The 22,961-nt window shown below is 40.4% G+C and carries 17 protein-coding genes and 8 pseudogenes; 8 read left to right on the top strand and 17 right to left on the bottom strand.

Annotated elements, in window-relative coordinates; translation table 11 throughout:
- Complete coding sequence (locus PN838_RS17715) at positions 1-720, bottom strand: transglutaminase-like domain-containing protein (RefSeq protein ID WP_272181496.1); 720 nt, start codon at positions 718-720, stop codon at positions 1-3.
- 80 nt (positions 721-800) lie between these two features.
- Here PN838_RS17715 and PN838_RS17710 point away from each other — a divergent pair, with 80 nt between their 5' ends.
- The 6 genes from PN838_RS17710 to PN838_RS17685 all read left to right on the top strand — a co-directional run bounded on the left by PN838_RS17710 (position 801) and on the right by PN838_RS17685 (position 5,660).
- Positions 801-1,190: a Cd(II)/Pb(II)-responsive transcriptional regulator gene (locus PN838_RS17710; protein ID WP_272181495.1), complete on the top strand. Its 390-nt coding sequence runs from the start codon at positions 801-803 to the stop codon at positions 1,188-1,190.
- 474 nt (positions 1,191-1,664) lie between these two features.
- Positions 1,665-2,312: a nuclease-related domain-containing protein gene (locus tag PN838_RS17705; protein WP_441295804.1), complete on the top strand. Its 648-nt coding sequence runs from the start codon at positions 1,665-1,667 to the stop codon at positions 2,310-2,312.
- A 213-nt stretch (positions 2,313-2,525) separates the two neighbouring features.
- Complete coding sequence (locus PN838_RS17700; protein ID WP_272181494.1) at positions 2,526-2,894, top strand: hypothetical protein; 369 nt, start codon at positions 2,526-2,528, stop codon at positions 2,892-2,894.
- Positions 2,891-3,463, top strand: a complete 573-nt coding sequence (locus tag PN838_RS17695) for a cache domain-containing protein (RefSeq protein WP_272181493.1) — start codon at positions 2,891-2,893, stop codon at positions 3,461-3,463. Before PN838_RS17700 ends, PN838_RS17695 begins: the two co-directional genes overlap by 4 nt.
- A complete protein-coding gene (locus PN838_RS17690) occupies positions 3,388-4,125 on the top strand; it encodes a transporter substrate-binding domain-containing protein (RefSeq protein ID WP_272181492.1) in 738 nt (245 codons plus the stop codon). Before PN838_RS17695 ends, PN838_RS17690 begins: the two co-directional genes overlap by 76 nt.
- The gene (locus PN838_RS17685) at positions 4,077-5,660 is read left to right on the top strand and encodes an HD-GYP domain-containing protein (protein ID WP_272181491.1); all 1,584 of its coding nucleotides are present in this window, start codon (positions 4,077-4,079) and stop codon (positions 5,658-5,660) included. The genes PN838_RS17690 and PN838_RS17685 overlap by 49 nt, the downstream gene beginning before the upstream one ends.
- Positions 5,661-5,751: 91 nt before the next feature.
- Here PN838_RS17685 and PN838_RS17680 read toward each other — a convergent pair.
- The 8 genes and pseudogenes from PN838_RS17680 to PN838_RS17645 form a co-directional block, all read right to left on the bottom strand.
- Positions 5,752-6,542 (bottom strand): annotated as a pseudogene (locus tag PN838_RS17680) (sterol desaturase family protein).
- Positions 6,532-7,188 (bottom strand): CDP-alcohol phosphatidyltransferase family protein, encoded by a 657-nt coding sequence (locus tag PN838_RS17675; RefSeq protein ID WP_272181490.1) that lies wholly within the window; start codon positions 7,186-7,188, stop codon positions 6,532-6,534. Before PN838_RS17675 ends, PN838_RS17680 begins: the two are co-directional and overlap by 11 nt.
- Positions 7,182-7,828: pseudogene (locus PN838_RS17670) on the bottom strand (ATP-binding cassette domain-containing protein). The gene PN838_RS17675 and the pseudogene PN838_RS17670 overlap by 7 nt, the downstream one beginning before the upstream one ends.
- Positions 7,807-9,573: pseudogene (locus PN838_RS17665) on the bottom strand (ABC transporter permease). Before PN838_RS17665 ends, PN838_RS17670 begins: the two co-directional pseudogenes overlap by 22 nt.
- Positions 9,570-10,842 (bottom strand): annotated as a pseudogene (locus tag PN838_RS17660) (ABC transporter substrate-binding protein). The pseudogenes PN838_RS17665 and PN838_RS17660 overlap by 4 nt, the downstream one beginning before the upstream one ends.
- Positions 10,829-11,673, bottom strand: a pseudogene (locus PN838_RS17655) (DUF547 domain-containing protein). The pseudogenes PN838_RS17660 and PN838_RS17655 overlap by 14 nt, the downstream one beginning before the upstream one ends.
- A 1-nt stretch (position 11,674) precedes the next feature.
- Positions 11,675-13,840 carry a dihydrolipoyl dehydrogenase family protein gene (locus tag PN838_RS17650; protein ID WP_272181489.1) on the bottom strand — a complete coding sequence of 722 codons (2,166 nt, stop codon included), beginning with the start codon at positions 13,838-13,840 and terminating at the stop codon, positions 11,675-11,677.
- Positions 13,841-13,863: 23 nt separating this feature from the next.
- A pseudogene (locus PN838_RS17645) lies at positions 13,864-16,213 on the bottom strand (TonB-dependent receptor).
- A 188-nt stretch (positions 16,214-16,401) separates the two neighbouring features.
- Between PN838_RS17645 and PN838_RS17640 the strand changes: the two are divergent.
- On the top strand, positions 16,402-16,815 hold the full coding sequence (locus PN838_RS17640) for a hypothetical protein (protein ID WP_215962612.1): 414 nt from the start codon (positions 16,402-16,404) through the stop codon (positions 16,813-16,815).
- Positions 16,816-16,981: 166 nt separating this feature from the next.
- Entirely contained in the window at positions 16,982-17,518 is a 537-nt protein-coding gene (locus tag PN838_RS17635; protein ID WP_215962613.1) for a redoxin domain-containing protein, read from the top strand.
- Positions 17,519-17,645: 127 nt separating this feature from the next.
- Here PN838_RS17635 and PN838_RS17630 read toward each other — a convergent pair whose 3' ends face one another.
- From PN838_RS17630 to PN838_RS17595, 8 genes and pseudogenes are all read right to left on the bottom strand, one after another.
- Complete coding sequence (locus PN838_RS17630; protein ID WP_272181488.1) at positions 17,646-18,128, bottom strand: hypothetical protein; 483 nt, start codon at positions 18,126-18,128, stop codon at positions 17,646-17,648.
- Positions 18,129-18,376: 248 nt separating this feature from the next.
- Positions 18,377-18,564 (bottom strand): annotated as a pseudogene (locus PN838_RS17625) (MFS transporter); the annotation flags it as partial.
- 16 nt (positions 18,565-18,580) lie between these two features.
- The gene (locus PN838_RS17620) at positions 18,581-19,288 is read right to left on the bottom strand and encodes an MFS transporter (RefSeq protein WP_272181487.1); all 708 of its coding nucleotides are present in this window, start codon (positions 19,286-19,288) and stop codon (positions 18,581-18,583) included.
- Between the two features lie 14 nt (positions 19,289-19,302).
- A pseudogene (locus PN838_RS17615) lies at positions 19,303-19,782 on the bottom strand (MFS transporter).
- Between the two features lie 75 nt (positions 19,783-19,857).
- Positions 19,858-20,190, bottom strand: coding sequence for a fibronectin type III-like domain-contianing protein (locus tag PN838_RS17610; protein WP_272181486.1), 333 nt, complete (start codon positions 20,188-20,190; stop codon positions 19,858-19,860).
- 16 nt (positions 20,191-20,206) lie between these two features.
- Positions 20,207-21,040 (bottom strand): glycoside hydrolase family 3 C-terminal domain-containing protein, encoded by an 834-nt coding sequence (locus PN838_RS17605; RefSeq protein WP_272181485.1) that lies wholly within the window; start codon positions 21,038-21,040, stop codon positions 20,207-20,209.
- A complete protein-coding gene (locus PN838_RS17600) occupies positions 21,037-21,945 on the bottom strand; it encodes a glycoside hydrolase family 3 protein (protein WP_272181484.1) in 909 nt (302 codons plus the stop codon). Before PN838_RS17600 ends, PN838_RS17605 begins: the two co-directional genes overlap by 4 nt.
- The gene (locus PN838_RS17595; RefSeq protein ID WP_272181483.1) at positions 21,942-22,541 is read right to left on the bottom strand and encodes a glycoside hydrolase family 3 N-terminal domain-containing protein; all 600 of its coding nucleotides are present in this window, start codon (positions 22,539-22,541) and stop codon (positions 21,942-21,944) included. Before PN838_RS17595 ends, PN838_RS17600 begins: the two co-directional genes overlap by 4 nt.
- Positions 22,542-22,961: the final 420 nt, after the last annotated feature.

Genomic DNA, 22,961 nt, shown 5'->3' with positions numbered 1-22,961 from the left:
CTAACCTCTGCTTTGGTTGCTAGTCTTTCTCAGTCGATTGACATTCATATTGATAAGATGACGAATCATTGATTGATATAACCAACGTTTTACTCCTGATAAATTAGTCCCTTTCTGGCTGTAAAATTCATCTGGCGAGTTGTATAAACCAAAGTCATCATGAATGCCTTCTTTTTGAATGTATGTATCTTTTCCAGTCCACTCGGTCTCAGGATTTGACAAACATGTTGTAGCGATTCCATATCCACAGAAACTATCTTTAATTTGGCTAAACTTAGACTTGATTGAAGTTAGATATGTATCATCCAGAATAAAGCCTTCTAAATTGATCCACTCACCATCTAAGAATATTTCAACCCAACTATGGATAATATATTTAGGCGCAAGCCAAAATACATATGAAGGTATTGCGCCTTTTTGAAGTTGCTGGTCAATCGTAAAGCCATGAAATCGGCACTCAATGCTAAGTGCCCTTAATAGGGCCATTAACAAGTCTCCTTTGGTATTGCACTGTCCATATCCATCAGCCAAAACTTCATTTGCGGCTATGTCATCGCTGCGGTTATATCCGAACTGAATCTCGTCTTTAACAAAAGTGTAGGCGGCACCAACCTTATTGTAATCGTCTAAATTCTGCCAACCTCGTTCTTTAATCAATCGTTGAATCGCATCGTGACTAAAATTTAGTATTTTTGTTTCAACTAAATAGCTCTTGTTCATATCATTATCACTTAGTTAGTTTTGCTTTGCACAACTATAAAACCTATAGTAACTATAGAGTCAAGCAAGGGTTAAAAAATATGAAAATAGGCCAACTATCTAAGGTTTCTGGATGCTCCATACAGACAATTAGATATTACGAAAAGGAAGGGTTGCTTAATCGACCCAGCCGCAGCGAAGGAAATTTTCGGCTATATGATGAAAAATCTTTGAAAGAACTAGAATTCGTAAAACATTGTCGAAACCTTGATATTCCTTTGTTAGATATTAAGACATTGATTGACCTTAAGCACAGACCAGAGGAAAGTTGCTCCTCGATAAATGACTTGATTGCAAAACAGCTCGATTTAGTTAACCAGCGAATAAAGGAGTTAAAAGCATTAAAATCAGAACTTCAAATAATGAAGAAAGCCTGTTCTTCAGACAGTACAGTTGAAAGGTGCGGGATAATGAAAACGCTAGAGGTGTAATTGAACGGTCGGTTGACCGTTTAATGGGGCCCTTAGAGTATTTACGTTAACTCATAACGGGGCAGAAGCTAGTTAGCACCAAACTCGCTAAATGGACAATTATGAGTTACTTATCTCTGTTTGCAGTGGTCAAGGATATTTGGCCACCTAATTAGAGGATGTTCTTTCTTAATGAGTCGCAAATTTATAGTTTAGTGTGAAACTTTATCACTCTCCCGCACTATTAAAACAATTGATCCTGAAACTTTATATTACGGTTTGATGATTTAAAGCCTACTGCTATTCTTAATTGAAATAGGAGGTTTTTTATGTCCAATTCAGAAAAACAGCTTCTTTCTAAATCCTTAGTGTTAAGCCAAACAGGGGATAAAATGAATTAATGACCGAAACATTCTTCTTACTTATATTAATATTTGGCCTGCTGTTTTTTTACTAGCAAAAACGTCGAACTATAAAGGAAGTGCAGGCGAAAGGATGATCGCTCGCAAACTAAATATTTTTGGACAGCATGGCCAAAAATACCCCACATTCCATGATGTCACACTTATCACACCCGATGGAACCACCCAAATAGATCATATTCTAATAAGTCCATATGGCATATTTGTCATTGAAACTAAAAACCTGAGAGGCTGGATATTTGGTGGGGAAAAACAAAGACAATGGACACAAACAATATATAAAAATAAATACAAATTTTATAATCCGATTCTTCAAAATTATAAACATGTAAAAGCTATAGAAAAGTTACTTGGCGCAAATTCAAGCACAATTTTTAATATTGTCGTCTTTGTAGGCAGTTGCCAGTTCAAAACTGAAATGCCGAAAAATGTTGTTACTAAAAGCGGCCTAATTCCTTTAATAAAATCTCAACGCCATGAAGTCTTGAATAGTGACACTATTCATAACTACTCTGTGATTATCGAAAACGCCATATCATCAACGGTGGTTTCTAAAGATATGCACATTGCCAATATTGAACGCAATAAAAACAAACCATTATGTCCTAAATGCGGTAATGCCATGGTCCTTCGTACCGCTCGAAAAGGAGCCAATGCGGGTACAACATTCTGGGGGTGTTCAGGCTTCCCAACGTGTAAAGTAACTAAAAAGAAATCTTAATATTATGCTTGGGTTGCGTAACCCAATTCAGAAGAACGTCACGGTCGTATTATCAATTTAATACTGGAAATAACAACATCCGCATTTTTACTGGCTTACTGGTAAATTCGATTTTTTAAATTTACGCCCTAAATAGAAAGTTAAGCTAGAACTTTAAGGCAAAAAAGTATAGTTTGATAGGCTGAATATGGATATAAATTGTACATTGGGTTTATGGATAAATTAACATTTTCTTTTGCCAGTTTTCGCTTTTCAGTTCGTTTTGCTGTTGTCACTGCGTTAGCTCTTGTTTGCTGCATTGTTGCGATAATAACGTTATCGCTTCAATATTATTACAGCACCTCTCAATTAGAAAAACATGCTTTAAAAGAGTTTGAACAATTTGTTGGGCAATCTAAAAAAGCACTGCAAAATAATGACGTTCAAGCTAAGTTACTCGTCGACCTTTTATCAATATATCCAGATATCGAAGCTCAGTCACCGCGCACCAAACTCAATTTAATAAGTGAAATGATGGCCAGTAATCCACTTGTTTTTGGTCTTTACATGGCGACGCCAGAGGGAAACTTTTTGAGGTTGTGAATTTAAATACAACCGGAGCTCGAAAACAATATTTTGCTGAGGATAATGATATTTGGTTAACACTAGCGATAAATGTCGATCAAGACCCCAATCTGCAAGTGTTAACTTACTATGATAAAAATTTACAACAAACCAATCAAACCACAAAACCGACAAACTACAATCCTGTTTTAAGACCTTGGTATACACAGGCGAGTAAACAAACCACGCAAGGCGCGCCTTATTTATTTCAGTTTTCTCAATTACCTGGGATCACGTATTCCAAAAAGTTACCCAATAATAAAGGGGTTATCGGTTTAGACGTAAGCTTATTTAACCTTTCACAGAATCTAGCGATGCACGCCAATGCATTTTCTGGAGAAGCCTACCTTATTAAACAAAACGGCGAGTTGATTGCGCAATCTAATTCTCCGGTCCTTGATGAAAGACTAAAAAGCATTACACCTTTAAAGCTCACTACGGACGAAAAAACTATGTCAACCAACTTGCTTCAATGCGGATTTCAAATGGCGAAGATTGGCAACCTATCGACTTTTCACTTTCGGGAGCACCAAAGGGTTATGCCGTAGATGCGTTAAAAATGATTAGTGAAAAAACAGGGATAAAATTAAATTTTGTTAATGGTTTTAGCTGGCAACAATTCACAGAGCAATTTAAAACTAAGAAATTAGATATTTTAAATGGAGTTTACGACACTCAGGAAAACCGAGATCTCGGATTATTGTCAGACGCCTACGGTAATTTGCCATTAGGGTTATTGGTGAAGAAAAACCAGAATTTCAGTTCATTATCGCAGTTGCATGGTAAAAAACTAGCCATTGGCAGTGGGTGGTCGATTGCCAAAGAAATCGAACAGTCTCATCCACAAATAGAAATTGTAAGCTTTACTAAAAACCATGAAATGATTGAGCTCTTAGCGTCTAATAAAGTGGATGCTGCCTTAGACATCGCGTTAATCATGGATAATTTATTAAAAGAGTTTGGTGTAGATAACCTTAAGGTATTAAAAGACTTTTCCTTAGATGGGGTTCAAATTGACACTAAGCTACGCATGTTACTGCAAAAGGAACATGCGCCTTTGCTGCCCATAATTAATCGTGCGTTAGCTGAATTGCAAAACATTCATATCCCACAACTTGAAAAAAATGGCTATTTAACACTCAGGACAAATCAACTGTGCGAGTGTTGCCTTATATCCAAGCGATTGATCAGGCTCGTAAAACCACTTTAGAATCACTGCATTATTTTGAGTATCAAGGTGAGAATAAACTGCTCTATTTTAGTGAGCTTGGATCATCACTTTCTCAAGATCAATTGCTGGTTTTGGCAATCGATGAAAGCACCCTATTTGCCCCCGTATATAAAAGCGTAATTGAAAGCAGTTTAATAACGATGGCTGTCATTGCCATTTTATTGCCATTAACCTATCTATTTGCGTCCCCGGTAACCACAACATTTAATACACTGTTGCTGCAAACTCAACAGATCTCTAATCAGGACTACAGTGTGGTTAAAGTAGCGCCGAGCAATATTATTGAAGTAAAACGCCTATCCTTAGCAATCAAAAAAATGTCTAACAACTTGTATAATCATGAGTTGGCTCAAAAAGGTCTTATTGATGCCATGGTGAAGCTGATAGCTCAGGCAATAGATGATAAATCCCCCTACACAGGTGGACATTGCAATCGAGTCCCTGAGCTGAGTGAAATGTTATTAAAAGTCGCTTGTAAGGAAAACACCGGTATTTTTGAAAGCTTTGATATTACTTCTGAACAACAATGGCGAGAATTAACCACTGCGGCGTGGTTACATGATTGTGGCAAAATAACGACCCCAGAGCATATTGTTGATAAAGGCTCAAAATTAGAATGCATTTATAATCGGATCCATGAAGTTAGAATGCGCTTTGAAGTGCTTCATCGCGATATTGAAATTACTTATTTAAATGCATTACAAACCTCTCCTGAAGATAAAGCCGAACTTTTGGAAAAATGCCGAAAAGAGCAACAACAACTGCAACACGATTTTGCTTTTATTGCACATTCAAATATTGGAAGTGAAGGTCTCTCAAGTGAAGCCGAACAAAAAATCAAACAATTAGCTCAACAAACGTGGCTTCGTTATTTTGACGACCAACTCGGACTTTCACCACAGGAAGAAAGAGAGCTTGTAAATGAAAGCGCGCCACTGCCAGCGGTTGAATATTTGCTGGCCGATAAAGAAGGACATATCAAGCAACACGCTAAAGAACATAAACTGCCTGACAGTCTTGGGATTAAAATGGCGATACCTGAAAATTTGGCCAACCTAGGTGAAATATATAATTTGACGGTCATGAAAGGCACGTTAACGACTGAGGATCGATTTATAATAAACGAACACATTATTAGTACGATAAAAATTTTGGATCAAATTCCATTTCCGCCAGAGCTAGAAAATGTCCCGCGTATTGCATCTACTCACCATGAAACCATGCGTGGAGATGGTTATCCCCGCAGATTAAAAGGGGACGAACTCAGTATCCCTGAACGTATTTTGGCTTTAGCTGATATTTTTGAGGCATTAACCGCCTCCGACCGTCCATATAAAAAAGCGAAACCACTTAGTGTTTCTCTCAATATATTACATAAAATGGCGATTGAAGAGCACATTGACTTAGCCGTTTTTCAGCTATTCATTAAAAGTAAAGTTTACTTACATTACGCAAATAAATTTTTACCAAAGGAGCAAATAGATACAGTGGATGAGCAACTGTATTTGGGATAAGTTTTAGGTTTGCGCTGACAGTATATTCCGACCAACGGTCGGCGGTTTAGCGACAACTAAACTTTTTAAACTGAGCTACATTACCCAATATTCATTTGCCTTTAAACGGCATCATTAACAGCCCAAACAACGAAGCATTTTGTTTAGCTTTTGGATATTCCTTTAAGCCAATATCAAGCTCTTCATCGGTTTTTGTCGCTTCGTTTTTATAGCTACCAAACAACTTGTCCCACCAAATAACGCTAAATCCATAATTTGAATTTGTCTCAGAGACTTTTTGGCTATGGTGAATACGGTGTAAAACTTGTGTCATCAATATGAGTCGTAATGGTTTCTCAATACTTTGAGGTAAACGAATATTGGCATGATTGAACAGCGCGAGGCCATTTAACGCAATTTCGAATATAAGTACCGCAATCGCTGGTATACCCAGTAACCCGACGGCGACAATCTTGATAACAATACTAAGAACAATTTCAATAGGATGGAACCTAAGACCGGTACTCGTATCAACATGAATATCAGCATGGTGTACGCGGTGCAAACGCCATAACATGGGCACTTTATGGAACAATCTATGCTGCCAATAAATCAATATATCGAGCAGTATTAAACTAAGCACAACGATGACGATACTAGGCGCATTTATATTATTAAATAACCCAAATCCCTGCTGCTGATTACTAATGGCTAATGCCGTTAACCCTATAGGGACTGTTAGACGTGCGACTACTGAGGATACAAATATTAACCCAAAGTTGGCAAACCACCGCGTGCGGGCTTTAATGGGTGAATGCCGTGCTGGCTTTTGCCACTCAAGCCACATCATGATAATTAAAATAGAAAAAAACAGCCTAGACGCCACCCTATTTCATTGGTCATGAGTAACCTCTTGAGGAGACTGCAAAATAGCCTCTTGCTGTTTTAGTGTGTGGTAGCCGCCATGTATCCGCGTAACTATCGTAATCGCACAGGCAAAGGCAAATCCATACGCTAATAACGCAAAATGTTGCGGCCAAAGACAAAAGGCGACAAACAACGCAATGGTCTCCGTTCCTTCTGTTAAGCCATTTAAATAGTAAAAGCTTTTATACTTAAATTGCGGTTTATCGAGTTTAAATTTTTCTGCAGCAATAGCGAACGCTAAAAAACTCGAACCGGTGCCAATAAAGGTTGCCAATAGTACAGATCCGGCGATGGCATTTTGCTCAGGATTAGCAATTACAAAGCCTAGCGGTATGGCCGCATAAAATAAGAAATCGAGGGTGATATCTAAAAAGCCACCAGCGCTTGAACTTTGTTTACTATAACGAGCTAAAGCACCATCAAGGCCATCGAATATTCGATTTAACACAATCGCAGCAAGTGCCGCATACCACTGCTGAAATGCCAATAAAGGCACCGCTAATAAGCCAATTAAAAAACCGACGACAGTCAGTTGATCCGCAGTGACTTTACGTTTGTGCAAAAGCATCACAACTGGCTGTAAAACAGGTTTTATAATCGGCGTGATGAATCTATCTAACATTTAGCTTGTCCTGTGTTTAAGGTGATCACTTTACCGTTTGCAGCCTCAGCATCACTATGATCATGTGTAACCATAATTGCCGGTAACTTATGATTGCGGATGGTGTCAAAAACCAACTGCCGAGTCTCAGCGCGCAATTGCGCATCTAACTTACTAAACGGTTCATCGAGTAAAATAGCTTTCGGTTCGCTTAGCAACATTCGCAGTAAAGCAACTCGTGCCTGTTGCCCCCAGACAATTCATCAGGATGTCGATTGGCCATACCTGCTAGACCAAATGTTTCGAGCATCTGTTCTATTTTTTCTATACGTTGCTTTTTATTACCCTTAGGCATCGCAAATGCAATATTGCCACCAACGGTGAGATGAGAAAACAATAACGCATCTTGATACAACACGCCTATATGTCGTAAGTGTGAAGGCAGTCCGTTAACATTTTTGCCATTAAGCCAGACCTCACCTTCAGCGTGAAAATGACTATTGAGACCTGCGGTTAACCAATTTAACAAACTCGATTTACCGCTGCCAGACGGCCCCATGATCGTCAGTATCTCACCGCCATTCACTTGCTCGTTTAAGCTAAGTAACAATTGCTTTTGACGAAACAATTGCAGATTTTTTATTTGTAAAGATGACTGCATATTAACCCTTTAGTGATGCGCGCTTTTATAAAAAACTTAGGCAATAACCAAGCTATGATAAACCCAATAAGCGGCAAAACCATTTGCATAATGGCATAAACCGCACTCGTACGCCGACTTGCACCATTGGCTAAAGCAACGGCTTCGGTCGTAATTGTCGAAATTCGTCCACCTCCGACAAGTAGAGTGGGTAAGTATTGGCCAAAGCTAATGGCTAATCCTAATGCAGCTGCGATTAAAATGGGTGCAAATAATTGTGGAAGTTTAACTTTCAAAAAGACCTTGTGTGGCTTTGCCCCTAAGCTTGCCGCCACATTTGAAAACCTAGGATCTAAACGTCGATAACTGCCAGCTAACGATAAAAATACGTAGGGTAAAACAAACAATAAGTGAGTCAGCACGACACTGACAAACACCGATAAATTACTTGCTAATTGTTGTAACCACACCAATCCAAATAAAAAAGCAATACTCGGGACGAGCAGAGGTAAATAGATAATGAAGCTCATAAAACGTGAAACAGATTTATTTCGTAACTGCTCTGATTCTAAACATAATAACGTCAGTAGTATGGCCAATGCCGTGCTAACGATACCTATGTTTAAGGTGTTTATAACAGGGCCGGCCATTTGAGTTAAAGCACTTTGGAAATGCGACAAGACTAATTGGTCTGGGATCGCCGATGGAAAACGCCAAAAACCAGCGACCGACGATAATATCAGCCCGACCAGTGCTAATAAGATAAAACCTATTACCCCAGTGATTAATACCGAAGTGAGCTTTTGCCAAAATGCCCCGCTGTATTCGCGCTCGCCATTGGTAAGCAAGTCACGACAAAAATACATTACGACCTTTTCTCCGAACAACCACAACATAAGCAATCCACCGGTTATCGCTAACTGCAATAATGCCCCTGCTGACGCCTTAATTTTTAGATTTAAATCAACGTCGTTAAACCACTGCATTATAGCAACGGCAAGTGTCGGTGGCGTATTAGGTCCTAATATGAGTGGCATTTCCACACTGGCACTGGCATAGGCGAGTACAGCTAAAATGGGTAGCCGCAACAAAGGGTATAGGTTAGGCAATATGACTTTAAAAAAGGCCGTCATTGGACAGTAACCTAAGCTAAGCGCAACTTTGTGTTGCGCTCTGAGCTTTTACCTAGCTCAGGTTGCGCAAGTACGCCTAGCGCCATAAGTAGCAAAAACGGCAACTCTTTTAAGGTTAACCCTAATATAATACTAATCCCCATTGCGTCATGCGGAAAGATCCCTAGGGCGATAATTCCCAACCGCTCAGCTAGGGGAGACCAATCGGGATAACATACCAGAGGGTGCAATAAGAAAACCAATAGCAATCGCTGCGGCGGCATGCGGGATAACTAAAATGGGGCTTAACAAACGCTGGATGTAGTTGAGCCAAACCGTATTAAAAAAGGCCGCTAAGATCATTAAGGTAATAATAAAGGCGAGTAACGTGCTAATTAAACCGGTACTAATACTCAACATTGCCATTTGTACCAGCCCCGGAGTTTGCCACAGCGCAGTAAACCCATGAAGGCCAATCTTATATTGGCTTAAAGCAGGAGCCCATCCAAATGCCGGTAACACAACGCCAATTAAACCTGCCAATACTGGGATCAATAAACAGGCGAGTAAAAACCGTGGACTGAATTTTACAATGTGAGTAAACAAATCGGTTTTATATTCAATGTTTGTGGTTTTAGTCGGTTCAACATTCATTTGCTAACCCCGTAACGAACGTTCCAACCTTGAATAATCGCGTTGACCCAATCGGGATGAGGTTCACTTAAGGTACGACGAATGCTATTAAAGGGTAAGGCACTCGGGTGAGGTTCCTGAGCTTTAAACCATGCTGACTGTTTATTTTCCAGCATTGAATGAATCAACACAGTTCTATCACCCCAGATATTACTTTTTTGTTTTTCTGCCTGAGCTCGCGGATTGAGCAGAAAATTAGCAACCAGTTGCGCACTATTCGAGTGAGCCGCATTGTAAGGAATAGCAACAAAGTGGGTATTACTTAAACTGCCATCTGACATAGCATAACTGCGAATACTCGCCGGTAAATCATAACGTTTAACGGCAGCGGGTACTTCAGGTGCAGAAAACGTAAAAGCTAAGCTAAGTTCAGTATCGTCCACTAACCGTCGTAGTTGCGCACCACTTGTCATAAAATGTTTGCCATTGCGCCACAATGTCGGATGAAGCTTATCTAAAAAATCCCAAAGCGGACTTAATACCACCACTTTGCTTTGGTCAGTCACCGGTTGGTTTAGCAAGGATTGAATCTCAATCGCGCTATCTTGATGCAATATCACTAGAGCATATTTGAGAAAGCTTAATCCAAGAAAGTCAGGGGGTTTAGGATAGCTAAACCGGCCAGTGTTTTTGGCACTCCAGATAACGAGTTCATCTAATGTTGTTGGCGGATTATCGGTAGCTAAACTGTCGTAATAAAAAGTAAGAGAAGCTTGTCCCCACGGAGCCTCCATCCCTTGAGTTGGAATACCAAAATCAAAATTAACAGCGGGGTTGTTTGTCGGGTCGGTGTACTTAAAATTTGGCAGGTAATTGGCCCACTGCTTTAATAACAGCGAATGCTCGCTCATAGTGGCAAAATTGGCGCCATTAATCCAAACTAAATCGACACTGCCCTGCGTATCATTGTTTGCTGACTTTTCAGCTAAAACTCGACTTACCGCTTCGCTCGTATCACTTAGTTTCACATGATGTAAATTAATATCGTATAGGGCTTTTACTTGCTGGGCAGCCCATTGAATATAGGCATTAATTTGTGGGTCACCGCCCCATAAGCATGAAAGTACACATCTTGGTTTTTACCCAATTGTTCAATGCCCTGCCAACGCAAGTTCAGATCCGTATTGGCGGCACTTGCATTAGAGTTAATACTTATTGTTAAGGAAATAAAAACGCGACGCAGCAAATGCCGTACCGCGTTAATATTTTCCCAAACCTACTGACGTGCATTTAGCTTCCAGTTGTAATCTAAAAATTTCACTTTCATATTGTCTTCCTTGAGTAACTTTTGCTGTGCCGAAGTTAAATTAAGAGCTTGGGCGTATTGAGCAAAAAACTGCTGTAGAGAGTTTGCGCCCCGAAAGCCTTGTTCAAAATCATCGCCGTACCACTTAAATATAGAAGATACGCTAAGCTTATTTTTATGCGCAATATTACGTGTCGCATCTGATAAAAAACGCACTGTTTGCGCCTCTAACTGGCGCTCTAAGTCGATAGCTGTGTATGCTTCTTCACGAAGTGCCGGGCAACCAATACTCGCGCAGTTTACCGCAAAGTGAATGCGCGGTTCATTGTATTTTGAGTTACCGTTCTCATCAACGGCGCCACGAATTAAATCGTGTTCAATATTATCTAAACTCCGTGTTTTCTCCAACAAAGGGATGAAGTCTTTACTCCATGGTGAACTAAAAAACTGCCTAGGTCTTTAATCGACTCAAGGTTTTGAGATGATGTTTTGTCATCGTCGATATTCGAAACAATAAGTTCAACCGTCCATGCATTATAGGCATTGATTAAAAACGCCAACTGTTTTGACTTACTCCATTGCTCAAACTCAGTTTGCGTTACTGCAGCCAATGAATCTAGGTACATTTGCAGTTCCGCATGCTCGCGTTTAATTGCCTTGTAGTCTACTTCAGTACTGTGGTTATTATTAATTGAAACAACATGTTTACTGAGCACATTGTTCCAGCTGTCGTGCATATTTTTGGCGTTACTTGTGAACGAAATCACAAGTAGCGACACCCCGAACAATGCTGGCTTTAATAGTGATTTAGTCAAATTAACCTCTGCGCCATGTGTGGTATTTTTCAAGTAAGTTTAAAACAGTTTCAGGCGCATGATTGCGTTTCCATTCTCCCGCCGCGTATTTATTGCCTTCAGCCCATGTTGGGTAGCTGTGGATTGTGCCAAGTATTTTGTTAAGCCCTAATCCGTGCTTCATGGCGAGTACAAATTCTGCAATTAAATCGCCGGCGTGCTCAGAGACCACAGTTACACCGAGTATTTTGTCTTTGCCTTTAGGGGTAATGACTTTAATAAAACCTTTAGTTGCGCTGTCGGTAATCGCTCGGTCGAGTTCTTCAAACTCAAAACGCGTGATTTCAAAGTCGATGCCTTTGTCTATTGCATCCTGCTCGTTTAGTCCAACACGGGCTACTTCTGGGTCAATAAACGTCGTCCAAGGAATAACTCGGTAGTCGACTTTAAACTTTTTAAGATGGCCAAATAAACCGTTTACCGCGGCATACCAACCTTGATGAGCGGCTACGTGAGTAAACTGATAAGGACCAACAATATCCCCTGCGGCATAAATATTTGGGTATAACGTCTCTAAGTATTCGTTGGTTAAAATAGTCCGGTTTGTCTCTATGCCTAACTCTTCTAGACCATAACCTTTAAGGCGCGCGCTCCGTCCAACCGCACACAATAACTCGTCGTATTCAATAGCCACTTCTTGAGTTTTGCCATCCAGTTGCTGCTTCACTACGATGTACTTTTTATCGTCGCGAGTTTCACATCGTAACGCTTGATGAGAGGTTAAAATATTAACGCCACTTTCGGTTAATGACTCGTGGGCAAAGGTAGACACTTCAAGATCTTCTTTGATCATAATCCGTTCTGCCATTTCAATCTGAGTTACGCTTGACCCCAATCGTGCAAAGCTTTGTGCAAGTTCGCAACCAATTGGACCACCACCTAGTACGACTAACTTTTTAGGAGCTTCGTCTAGTTCAGCAAATTTAGTCCATAGAGTATCACTCGTCACATAACCGGTTTCTTCAATGCCAGGTAACGGCGGAACAAATGGGCGAGCACCGGTTGCAATAACGATGGTACGGGCCGTTAATGTTTGTTTGCTGCCGTCATTAAGCTTAATTTCCACTGTCCACGGGTCAATTAATTTGCCGTATCCTTTTATGACTTCAACACCTAAGTTTGTGTAGCGCTCGACACTGTCATGGGGAGCAACATCGGCAATCACTTTATGCACTCTGGCCATAACCTTTTTGAAAGAAAACTGTGGCGTCGAGTTTTCTAAACCGTAATGTTCTCCATGACGGATCTGCTCGGCTATTTTGGCGCTTTTAATAATGGCTTTGCTGGGGACACAACCATAATTTAAGCAATCGCCTCCCATCTCTCCGGCTTCAATAAGGGTAACTTTTGCTTTGACTGCCGCAGCAATATAACTTGTGACAAGTCCACCAGCACCGGCACCAATAACGACCATATTACGGTCAAACTTTTTCGGTTTAGTATAATTTTTATAAACACGTTTTTTCTTAAACACGTTTAAAATAGCTTTCGCAATTAACGGGAAAAAACCAAGTAACGCAAAAGACACAATAAGATTGAATGATAATATGCCCGATAAACTGTCAATTTGTGCCAGTTGCGTACCGGCGTTAACAAATACAAATGTGCCCGCTAACATGCCTATTTGACTAACCCAGTAGAATGTCCACGACTTTATCGCTGTTACGCCCATTAATAAATTGATTAAAAAGAACGGAAACACTGGTACGAGGCGCAGGGTAAATAAATAGAAAGCGCCTTCTTTTGCAACACCCGCATCAATTGCAGTCAAGCGCTCTGGGAATCGTTTTTGAATCGTGTCACGTAATAAATATCGCGATACCAAAAATGCCAATGTAGCGCCAATGCTAGACGCAAAAGACACGATAACTAAACCCTCTAACAATCCAAACAAAGCACCCGCGGCCAAAGTTAGAATTGCAGCGCCAGGCAAAGAAAGCGCAGTGACGAGTACATACATTATAAAGAATACACCGATGACTAAAACAGGAGACTGCTCACGCCATTGACTAAACTGATCCATCGAGCCTTTTAAGCCATCGAGTGTCAATAATTGGTGCAAGTCAAAATGAAAGAATAGACCAACAGCTAACGCTGCAATCAATATTAAAAGTATTTTTTTCATCATGTTATTTCTTTTAAAACCTTATTTTAGAAATTATGAGTAAGCGTTAATTTGGCGTTAATTGGTAATTCAGGAAAAACTAAAGTCGCCCCAAAATATCCACCTTCAAATACCGGACGCCAATTTTTCTGATTAGTCACATTATTAATATCGAAACGTAATTTAGTGGTTGGGGTAAACGCATAAATCGAATTTATATTTAGTGTGTATTGATCACGTATTTTAACGGTTCCTAGAAAGTCCAATGGATAGCTCTTGGTATATAGACCTGAGAAACCCGCTTTCCATTTTAAATTAATTGAATAATTGCCATTTAAGCTTAAAGATTGCTCTGGGATCCCCTGTACTTGTCTGTTTGACGCCGCAAATGCTGTATAGCTTGGTGCGCCAATGCTGTTACCTGCAATAATATCTGGTCTAGAATTATCAAATGCGTCGGCGATTTGGGCAGAGTCTTGAGCGCTACCTGAGTCGTCGTATCTTGCGTCTATATAGCTGTAACCAGCGCTAAACCAAAAAGGATAGGCATCGTAAAACACCTGAGACTCGAAACCTTCTGTGCGAATTCCGGTATTGCTGCCATCACGATTTCGTAAACTGCGACGCTGGCTGAACAAAGCGCCGTCAGCGTACCAGTCACTGTCGGCGGGTACATACTTTAAGCCAAACTCCGCTAAGGTATTTTCTGTTGCAAAGTTAAGAGGATTAATCGTGTTATCCGCTCCTAGTGTGCTTCCGCCGGCCATGCTGTTTGACGTTGCTTCGTTGTAGCTTGCCGCGCCATACAAAGTTAAATCACTGTCTAAGTTGTAATTAAAACTAATTTGGCCTGAATGAAGCGTATCGCTAATGCTGTCGCTTGCGGCAATTTGATTTGCCGGGGCAATTGGGTCCTCAGCGGTAACATCATAAAAGTCGACACGATACCCGAAACTTGTTCGCAATTTCTCGGTCCACTGTGAATCTTGCTGTATTGCAAGCCCGGTTTGCCATGAACGCGAATCCGTTGTATCCGACAAATTGAAGTCACCCGTACCGTCATTATTTACGTCATATTGACCACCAGGAGATACAAAAACCCCGGGTCTGAGCTCAACTAAGCGGGCCTTTTGTTCCTCTGTTAACGGTATTCTGCGGTTTGAAATTGGCCCGGTTAAGTCAATCGGTGAATCTGCTTCGGTGGTAAATTGGCTATAACCTAAGACATCGTTATATCGGATGTCGAAAGCAAAAATGGTTTGTTGTGTATCGTCCCATTGATATGTTATTTCAGTACGACTTTGCGCAGTGTCTGCCCCATCAATAATTTCAACAAAGCTATTTTGGGCGATTTCTTCACGTGCTAAATGTTGAAAATAACTGGTGTTTTTAAGCGACAAATGAGTTGTAAGCTCTCGTTTATAAATACTATGAATTAAATAGGTGCTGGCATTATTTAGATTAGCTGGGTCAGTCAGTACCATGCTTCTGTCTATTTTTACTTGTCCCGTAGGCGAGATAATAGAACCCGCTTTTGGAATGGTGCTGCCGTTTTCCTGAACTCCCTGCCCCGTGATGTATAAGCCATCATCAATTAGTGCTTGGGTTGGACGGTTAATCCCCGCATTGTCTGTAAATTCCACCTTGAAGTATTCAAAGTTAATATCCCAGCTGCTTTTATTGTCCGGTAATATTGATAGTGCAGCATAGAAGCTGTCACTTTGCGTGCTAGAAAAGTCATAAAAACTGCCGCTATCCACATGTTCAGCGCTAACTCTTAACCCGATTTTATCTTTTATAATAGGCGCTTGAAAATCGACTAGTGCCCGATATTGATCCCAACGACCGGCAGATAAACTCAACTTTCCTTTGGTATCATAAGTTGATGCTTTTTTGAATGTAAATTAACAAAACCCCCATTACGCTGGCTAGAGCCAAATAACACCGGTGGCGCGCCTTTTACCACATCAATTTGTTCTACCGAATTAAACGACAGTGGAATACCAAAACCATTGTTGCCCGCTTGGCGGCGAATGCCATCTTGAAATAACTCTCCTAATTGACCTCGAATGGTCGGTAAACTTGGCGCTCCAAAGCCACTTGCCGAATACGTATTTGGGCTTACAGCCAACACATCTTGTAAGGTTGTAATGTTCAGTTGTTCAATGAGTTCACTTGAAATAGGCGTGACCGAGCGAGCGATGTCTTGTATTGCTAAATTATCACCAAAAGGGCCATTAACAGCCGTGTCCTTAACTGACAAGCCCTGCGTATTATCTTTTGACTATAAATTTCAATTACTTCTACCGACTCATCTTTTGCAGCAGGTGCCGCATTGATGGCAAGTGGGGTATTTAAGATAAAGGCGATAGTTAAGGTCAAATTATGATGTTTCAAAAGTGCACTCTTTGTAGCTAGCTGTTGTGTAGATAACTATTAAGACCTAAACACGGACAAATAACTTTCAAGCGATTTATTTTGTTTCTAACTTTCAAAATAGAAAAATTTATTTGAAAGATAAAACCATAAGCACGGTCTTACTAAACCTAATGTTTAGAAATTTTAGTTTAGGAAGTTTTTGTTTTATGAGTAATTCAACGAATTTTGATATGAATAGTCGTTTGCAGTGGTCTTTGTTTTCGCTGCGCCTTGGGGTCTTTATCGTCATGATAATGTGGACGTTGGACAAATTTGTCAATCCAGGACACAGCGCACGTATTTTTGAACACTTTTACGGAATAAGTGGCTCCACTGATATGATTGCTTACATATTGGGCGCTATTCAAATGCTTTTGGTTGTTGCGTTTATGGCGGGCATTAAAAAGCGGATCACCTACGGCATTATTTTTGTCATGCACGGCATGTCGACCTTGTCATCGTATAATCAATATTTAGACGGTTTTAACAACTTGTTATTTTTTACCGCATGGCCAATGTGGGCGGCATGTTTCGCACTCTATTTGTTACGTGACCAAGACGTTAAATTTACAGTTAAGTAAACGGTTAAAGAAAGAAACTTTTTATGTCAGTAACATCTGAATCCAGTTAAATTCAACGTTACTGACCTTTCATGTTTACCTAATAGTTTGTCACTGTAATCGGCCTTTAAAGCACGTACATTATGCAATCAATTTAGTAAGCCTAAATGCAATCTAAGAGAACAACATGACACTTTCAATAAAATTAACCACGGGCAGTCCTTTTCCAGACGTTGACGCTAAGCTTATTGATGGCTCAACTGTTAATTTAAGTAAGGCACACGGAGGTGCTGACTGGCAAATGATAGTGGTATATAGAGGTAAGCACTGCCCTCTCTGTATCCGATATTTAAATCTTCTCGAAGAACATCAATCGGCATTAAAAGGCATCGGCGTTAGCGTTTCAGCAGTATCAGCGGATTCCAAAGATCAGCTAGTAGAAAACATGGAAAAGCTCAACATCACGTATCCAATTGCATACGGCTTAACAGAGCAACAAATGAAGCAACTTGGTCTTTATATTTCACAACCGCGAACAGAACAAGAGACGGACCATAACTATTCAGAACCGGCGTTATTTGTCATTAACGAATTAGGGAATTTACAAGCCGTTAATATCTCTAATACGCCATTTTTGCGCCCAGAACTAGACGTAGTTGTTAGAGGTTTAGCCTTCGTTCGTAACCAAGATAACTACCCAATTCGTGGCACTGTTGCCTATTAATCTTCAATACCTTGCCCCTTGTTCCTGTTAAAAGAATTAAGGGGTTTTGTTTGGATCAATTATGAGCATAGGTTGAACGACGAGCATTAGTCTTGTTTTTATAATTAACATTTCCTGATGGTGCCTATTACCAAATATTTGCTTCTGATATACGGCAACCCGCTTTGGTAATTTGCACTTCATTGGCCTGCGCGCGATGGCTGTACATAAACAAAAAATCCGTTGTACGTTCTGCTGATTGGTTTTCAAAAAGGGAGATGTTGGTTTCAGATGAATCTTCATATATCTGAGTATTTCCTAAAACTTCACTTTTAACTTCAGTGATCACGGCACAATCGACAAATGTTTTTATATAAGAGTCCCCCTCGTAATTTGACGTCACAATGTATTCGATATCTACAGTGCATGACTCAAGAAATTCGCCAAGGATACTATCTTCGCACTCTTGGTTTACGGCCGTCACTTCCACGCAAATATTTTGCTCGGCAATACCAAGGGGTTGGCATTTAGGTGTGTCGTCGATAACAAAGACATTTGTATCTGCATTGACATAACAATTGAACATTAAATTTAAAATAATAGCGGTTAATACAAGTGAAATGAGTCTCAAAATTCACGCCTTAATGTTTGTGGGTATAAAGCGAACTTGATGTACGTAAAATAAGCAGACAACTGATTTAGCTCGAAAATAAGACAAGGATTCATCATAACAGTCCAATTGTTTACATATAATCCTTACAAGCACACCGATATTGATAGACAAGGTCGATACGCCAATAAACTTGGCGGCATAGAACTTTTTCTATTATCGGAAAATATCAAAACCAGTTTACAAAATAAAGACGATACTATTTAAATTTATGTCATTTGCTCCAGCTTTTTACCTTTTGTTTCCACCACAAACCATAAAACAAATAATATTGAGCTAAATGCAAACAAAGTATAAAAAGAAAATGTCGTCGCCAATCCAATACCTGTTAACAACAGTGGGAAGGTCATGGTAATAAAAAGTTTGCCAACCACTGCGCTAAACCAGCAATAGCCAAGCCCGAACCTCGTATTTTATTGGGAAACATTTCCCCAACATAACCCACATGATGGGGCCCCATGAAAAATTAAAAAGAAAACATATAGGTGAACTTGCAGTAACGCGGTAAAACTCCAACTGCCTAGATCTAACTGACCATCGGCTCCAATTGTACCGTTGGCAAATGCCGTTGCGATACCAAATAACGAAAAGGTCATGCCCACTGAACCAATGAGTAAAAGCGGCTTTCGACCTATTTTGTCAATTAACATCAAAGCGATAAAGCAGGCGACAATGCTTATTGCGCCACTAATAATATTAATCAGCAGCGCATCCGATTCAGAAAACCCAACAGCCTGCCACAATACTGCGCCGTAATAAAAAACGACATTAACCCCTGCCAGTTGCTGTAAAACCGCAAGCCCAATCCCAATCCAAATAACCGCCTTAAGCTTGCTGCTATTTGGGTTAAGTACGTCGGTTATTTTTATCGCTGAATTGTTATCAATTGATGTTCGAATATCTTGCCAAATTGCACTGGCTTTATTTTTACCAAACAATCGACCAAGGACATTCATGCCTTTTGTATGCTGATTAGTTATCGCTAAATAACGCGGACTTTCAGGGATAAGTAACAGACAGGCAAAAAACAAAAGTGCAGGTAAAAGCTCAATCCAAAACATCCAACGCCAAGTTTCAAAGCCCAGCCATAGTGGTTCGATTGAATTTCCAGATACTTCCACCAGCAAATAATTGCTTAAAAAGAACAAAACAATCCGGCAATAATCGCCATTTGTTGAATTGACGACAACATTCCTCGAAATCGCACAGGGGCTATTTCACTAATATAGGCTGGCGCTAAGACTGAAGCCCCGCCAACGGCTAGCCCTCCTATTAACCGATAAACCACAAACTCCATTGACGATGTAGCAATGCCAGAGCCCTAGGCACTGACGATAAATAACACCGCCGACACCAGTAATACGCTTTTTCGGCCAAAGCTATCGGCGCTCAATCCAGCCCCAAAAGCACCAATTGCACAGCCTAATAGCATACTCGCAACGTTAAATCCGGTGCCTATGCTGTCAGAATGAAACGCAAATTTTAATCCATCAACCGTGCCATTTATCACGCCACTGTCGAAACCAAATAAAAACCCACCAATTGTTGCAACACATGCCACCAAAAAGATCTGAAACAAATTATCGCGATTGCCCGCTAACTCAGTTTTCAACATCGTTGTCGTTTTATTTTCTGCCGTATTACCTTTAACTGATGAGTTTGTCATTTTGTTGCGTTCCACCTATAGCGATTAAGGCAAGGATAGTTCGGTGGTCTGAAATCTATCTTGCGATATTTTAATGCCTTGCCCTGCCCCCACAGTTACCGCTAAGCGTCCCTGATACGGTTGAGCAAAACCGGCATCATCAATGTAGGTCAGTTTATTTTTAGGCACAGTAATGTTGACTTGTTGCGTTGAGTGTCCTGCAAGCCCTACCCGTTTGAAACTAACTAACTGTCGAATGGGGGTTTTAACCGGTGAATCAGGCATACTAAAATACACTTGTACCACTTCCTCCGTAGCTCTATCACTGGCGTTAGAAAGGGAAACACTAAGTTGCAATTCACCGCTTTGCTCATTCAATGTGTGGGTTAAATTTTTATATTTGACGTCTGCGTAACTTAAGCCGAAGCCAAACGGATACAACACATCCCCTTCTGTAATACTTATAGGTCCGGTTCGCCATTGAATAATCGTTAAAAGCCGGCAAGTCGGTAACCGATTTATAAAACGTGATGGGCAGTTTGCCAGAAGGACTAAACTCGCCATACAACAAGCGAGTTAACGCAGTTCCTGTCGCTTCACCTGGATAAAATCCCTGAATTATCGCGTCAACATTTTGGTCCTGCCAGTTGAGCGCAATGGCACTCCCACTCATATTAACAAAGACAATTGGCTTGCCTATTTGTTTCAGCTTTTTAAGTAATTTTTCCTGTGATTGTGGCAAATTAATGTGCGTTCTATCGCCGTGAGAAAAACCGTCAATGGCCAATGGCATTTCTTCACCTTCTAAATTAGCGCTGATGCCGCCGACAAAGACCACAACATCAGAGTCGCGAGCTGCGCTTAGTGCTTCTTCGGTCAAGTTACGTGAATGATCCAACCAGGATAAAGACGCACTTGGCTGAATAACATTGCTATGCCAGTAATGACTAATTTTGCTTTCGGCATTAAATTCGTAAGTTGTTCCCGCATTAAGTTTAACCACGCCATTAACGCTTCTGCCATCTATGGTAAATGCCAAGTTATGCGCTTTGAACTGATACTCAGCCGTTTTACTTGGTTTTAATTGCCCCCGCCATCGGACAGAAAACTCTTGTTCAATGGCGTTGTTGATTGGCGAGCGCTGCCAATTAAAGTCGATATTTTCAACAATTTGGCGCTTGGCTAACTGCCGATTAAAGTGGGGATCAGGATAATATTCGGCAATCAAACCAGATTGTTGAAGGCCACTATGATCGATATGAAAAAATGTTCCGCAGGGATAGGTGTAAAATGAGTATACACTTCTCCCGTTAAGCTCGCCCCCGGTGTATATTTCACTTGTGCGGCGCCAAGCTTTTTCATTAGCGCTTGTTTTGGGGTAATAGGATTTACTGGCTGACCATAATAATTACCTACAAGCACCATAAAGTTATCAGCATTTGGACCAATTAGAGCGATTTTTTCATTGCCTTTTAGTGGCAGTAAATTATCGTTTTTTAACAATACTAACGATTTTTCGGCCGCTTGCTGACTAAGTGACAGGTGGGTTTGTGAGCCCACTACATCTAGCGGTATCGTTGAATATGGCACATTATTTTTTGCGTCAAACATACCTAGTTTAAATCGAGCTTCAAACAGACGTTTAACGGCGACATCAATCTCAGTCTCGTCAATTAGTCCGCTATTTACCGCTTCCGTTAAATAACTAAATGTATTGCCGTGATGGTCGCCACAGTTTAAATCTGTCCCTGCCTTAACCGCCATAGCAGCTGCGGCCGCTTCTGTTTTAACAACATTATGAGATTTTCTATCATAAAAGTCCGCGATTGCTCCGCAGTCTGAAACAATATATCCGGTAAAATTAAACTCAGTGCGTAGCTTGTTTTGAATAAGTTCGTTGTTACCACAAGCCGGTGTGCCGTTTACACTGTTATATGCACACATAACCGACGCAACGTTTGTTTCTGATATTACGTCCCTAAACGCAGACAAATAAGTTTCAGACAAATCTTTCGGTGTTGCAGCATAGTCATCACTATGGCGAGTGACTTCAGGGCCACTGTGCACGGCATAGTGTTTTAAGGTTGCCACTGACTTTAAATATTTGTCATCATCGCCCTGTAAACCGTTCACAAAATTGATTGCGATGCGCGTGGTAAGGTATGGGTCTTCACCGTAAGTTTCCTACTTCTGCCCCAACGTGGATCTCTAAAAATATTGATGTTTGGCGACCAATAAGTCAGTCCGGTATACATAGAGCGGTTATTTTCAGCTAAAAACGCATGGTGTTTTGCACGCCCTTCATCAGAAATTGCAGTTCCTACTTTAAGCATTAAGTCTTCGTCAAAAGTCGCTGCTAAACCAATAGCTTGGGGAAATACCGTTGCAGTTCCAGCACGAGCAACGCCATGCAAAGCTTCATTCCACCATTTATAGGCAGGGACTTGTAAACGCTCAATTGCGGGTGCTTTGTCAAATAACTGCCCGACTTTTTCCTCAAGTGTCATCTGACTGACTAAGTCGTTGACTCGTTGTTCAACTGAAAGATTTTCATCTTGGAACGCAAATGTTGGCTTTCCTGTACTTGCCTGAACTTCACTTTTTGCCAACCAGTCTGTTGCTGAACAACTCAGCAATATCGTGCTTGTTAAAGAAGCTAATATTAGTGTTTTTTTATTTTCATTTTTTGGTAACCGCTGCTCTGCATGTTGATTAATTAAGCAGAGCAAAGTTTACCAACTCATCCTTAATCGATTCGACCAAGTGCATGTCAACTTCACCATTTGAACGTTCAACTTTCCACAAGTGAGAATAATTGAACTATATCAGCCAAATTTAGAGACAAATTAATTTCATCTCTACAAAATCGCCTCACCCCTTTAATTACAAGGGTTAGAAAAAGAATTCATGTTGAATTATTAAAATTGAACGTTCAAATTTCAGTTCTCTCATCTAGTTAGACGACATTCGACGCCTTGTTCTCTAAAAACGAATATGAAAATTAAAAAATAGTTAGGTGAGCTTTCAACACAACAAGCCATAACTTATAAAAAGCGACGTATTAGCTTCAGCAACTAATACCAGCAGAAACAAACAATACAACGGGGAAATAATGAAAAAACTATCAAAGAAAATAGGACTATTAATCA

The organism is Psychrosphaera algicola (assembly GCF_028401425.1).
Lineage (GTDB): Bacteria > Pseudomonadota > Gammaproteobacteria > Enterobacterales > Alteromonadaceae > Psychrosphaera > Psychrosphaera algicola.
This window is presented reverse-complemented; position numbering and strand designations above follow the sequence as displayed.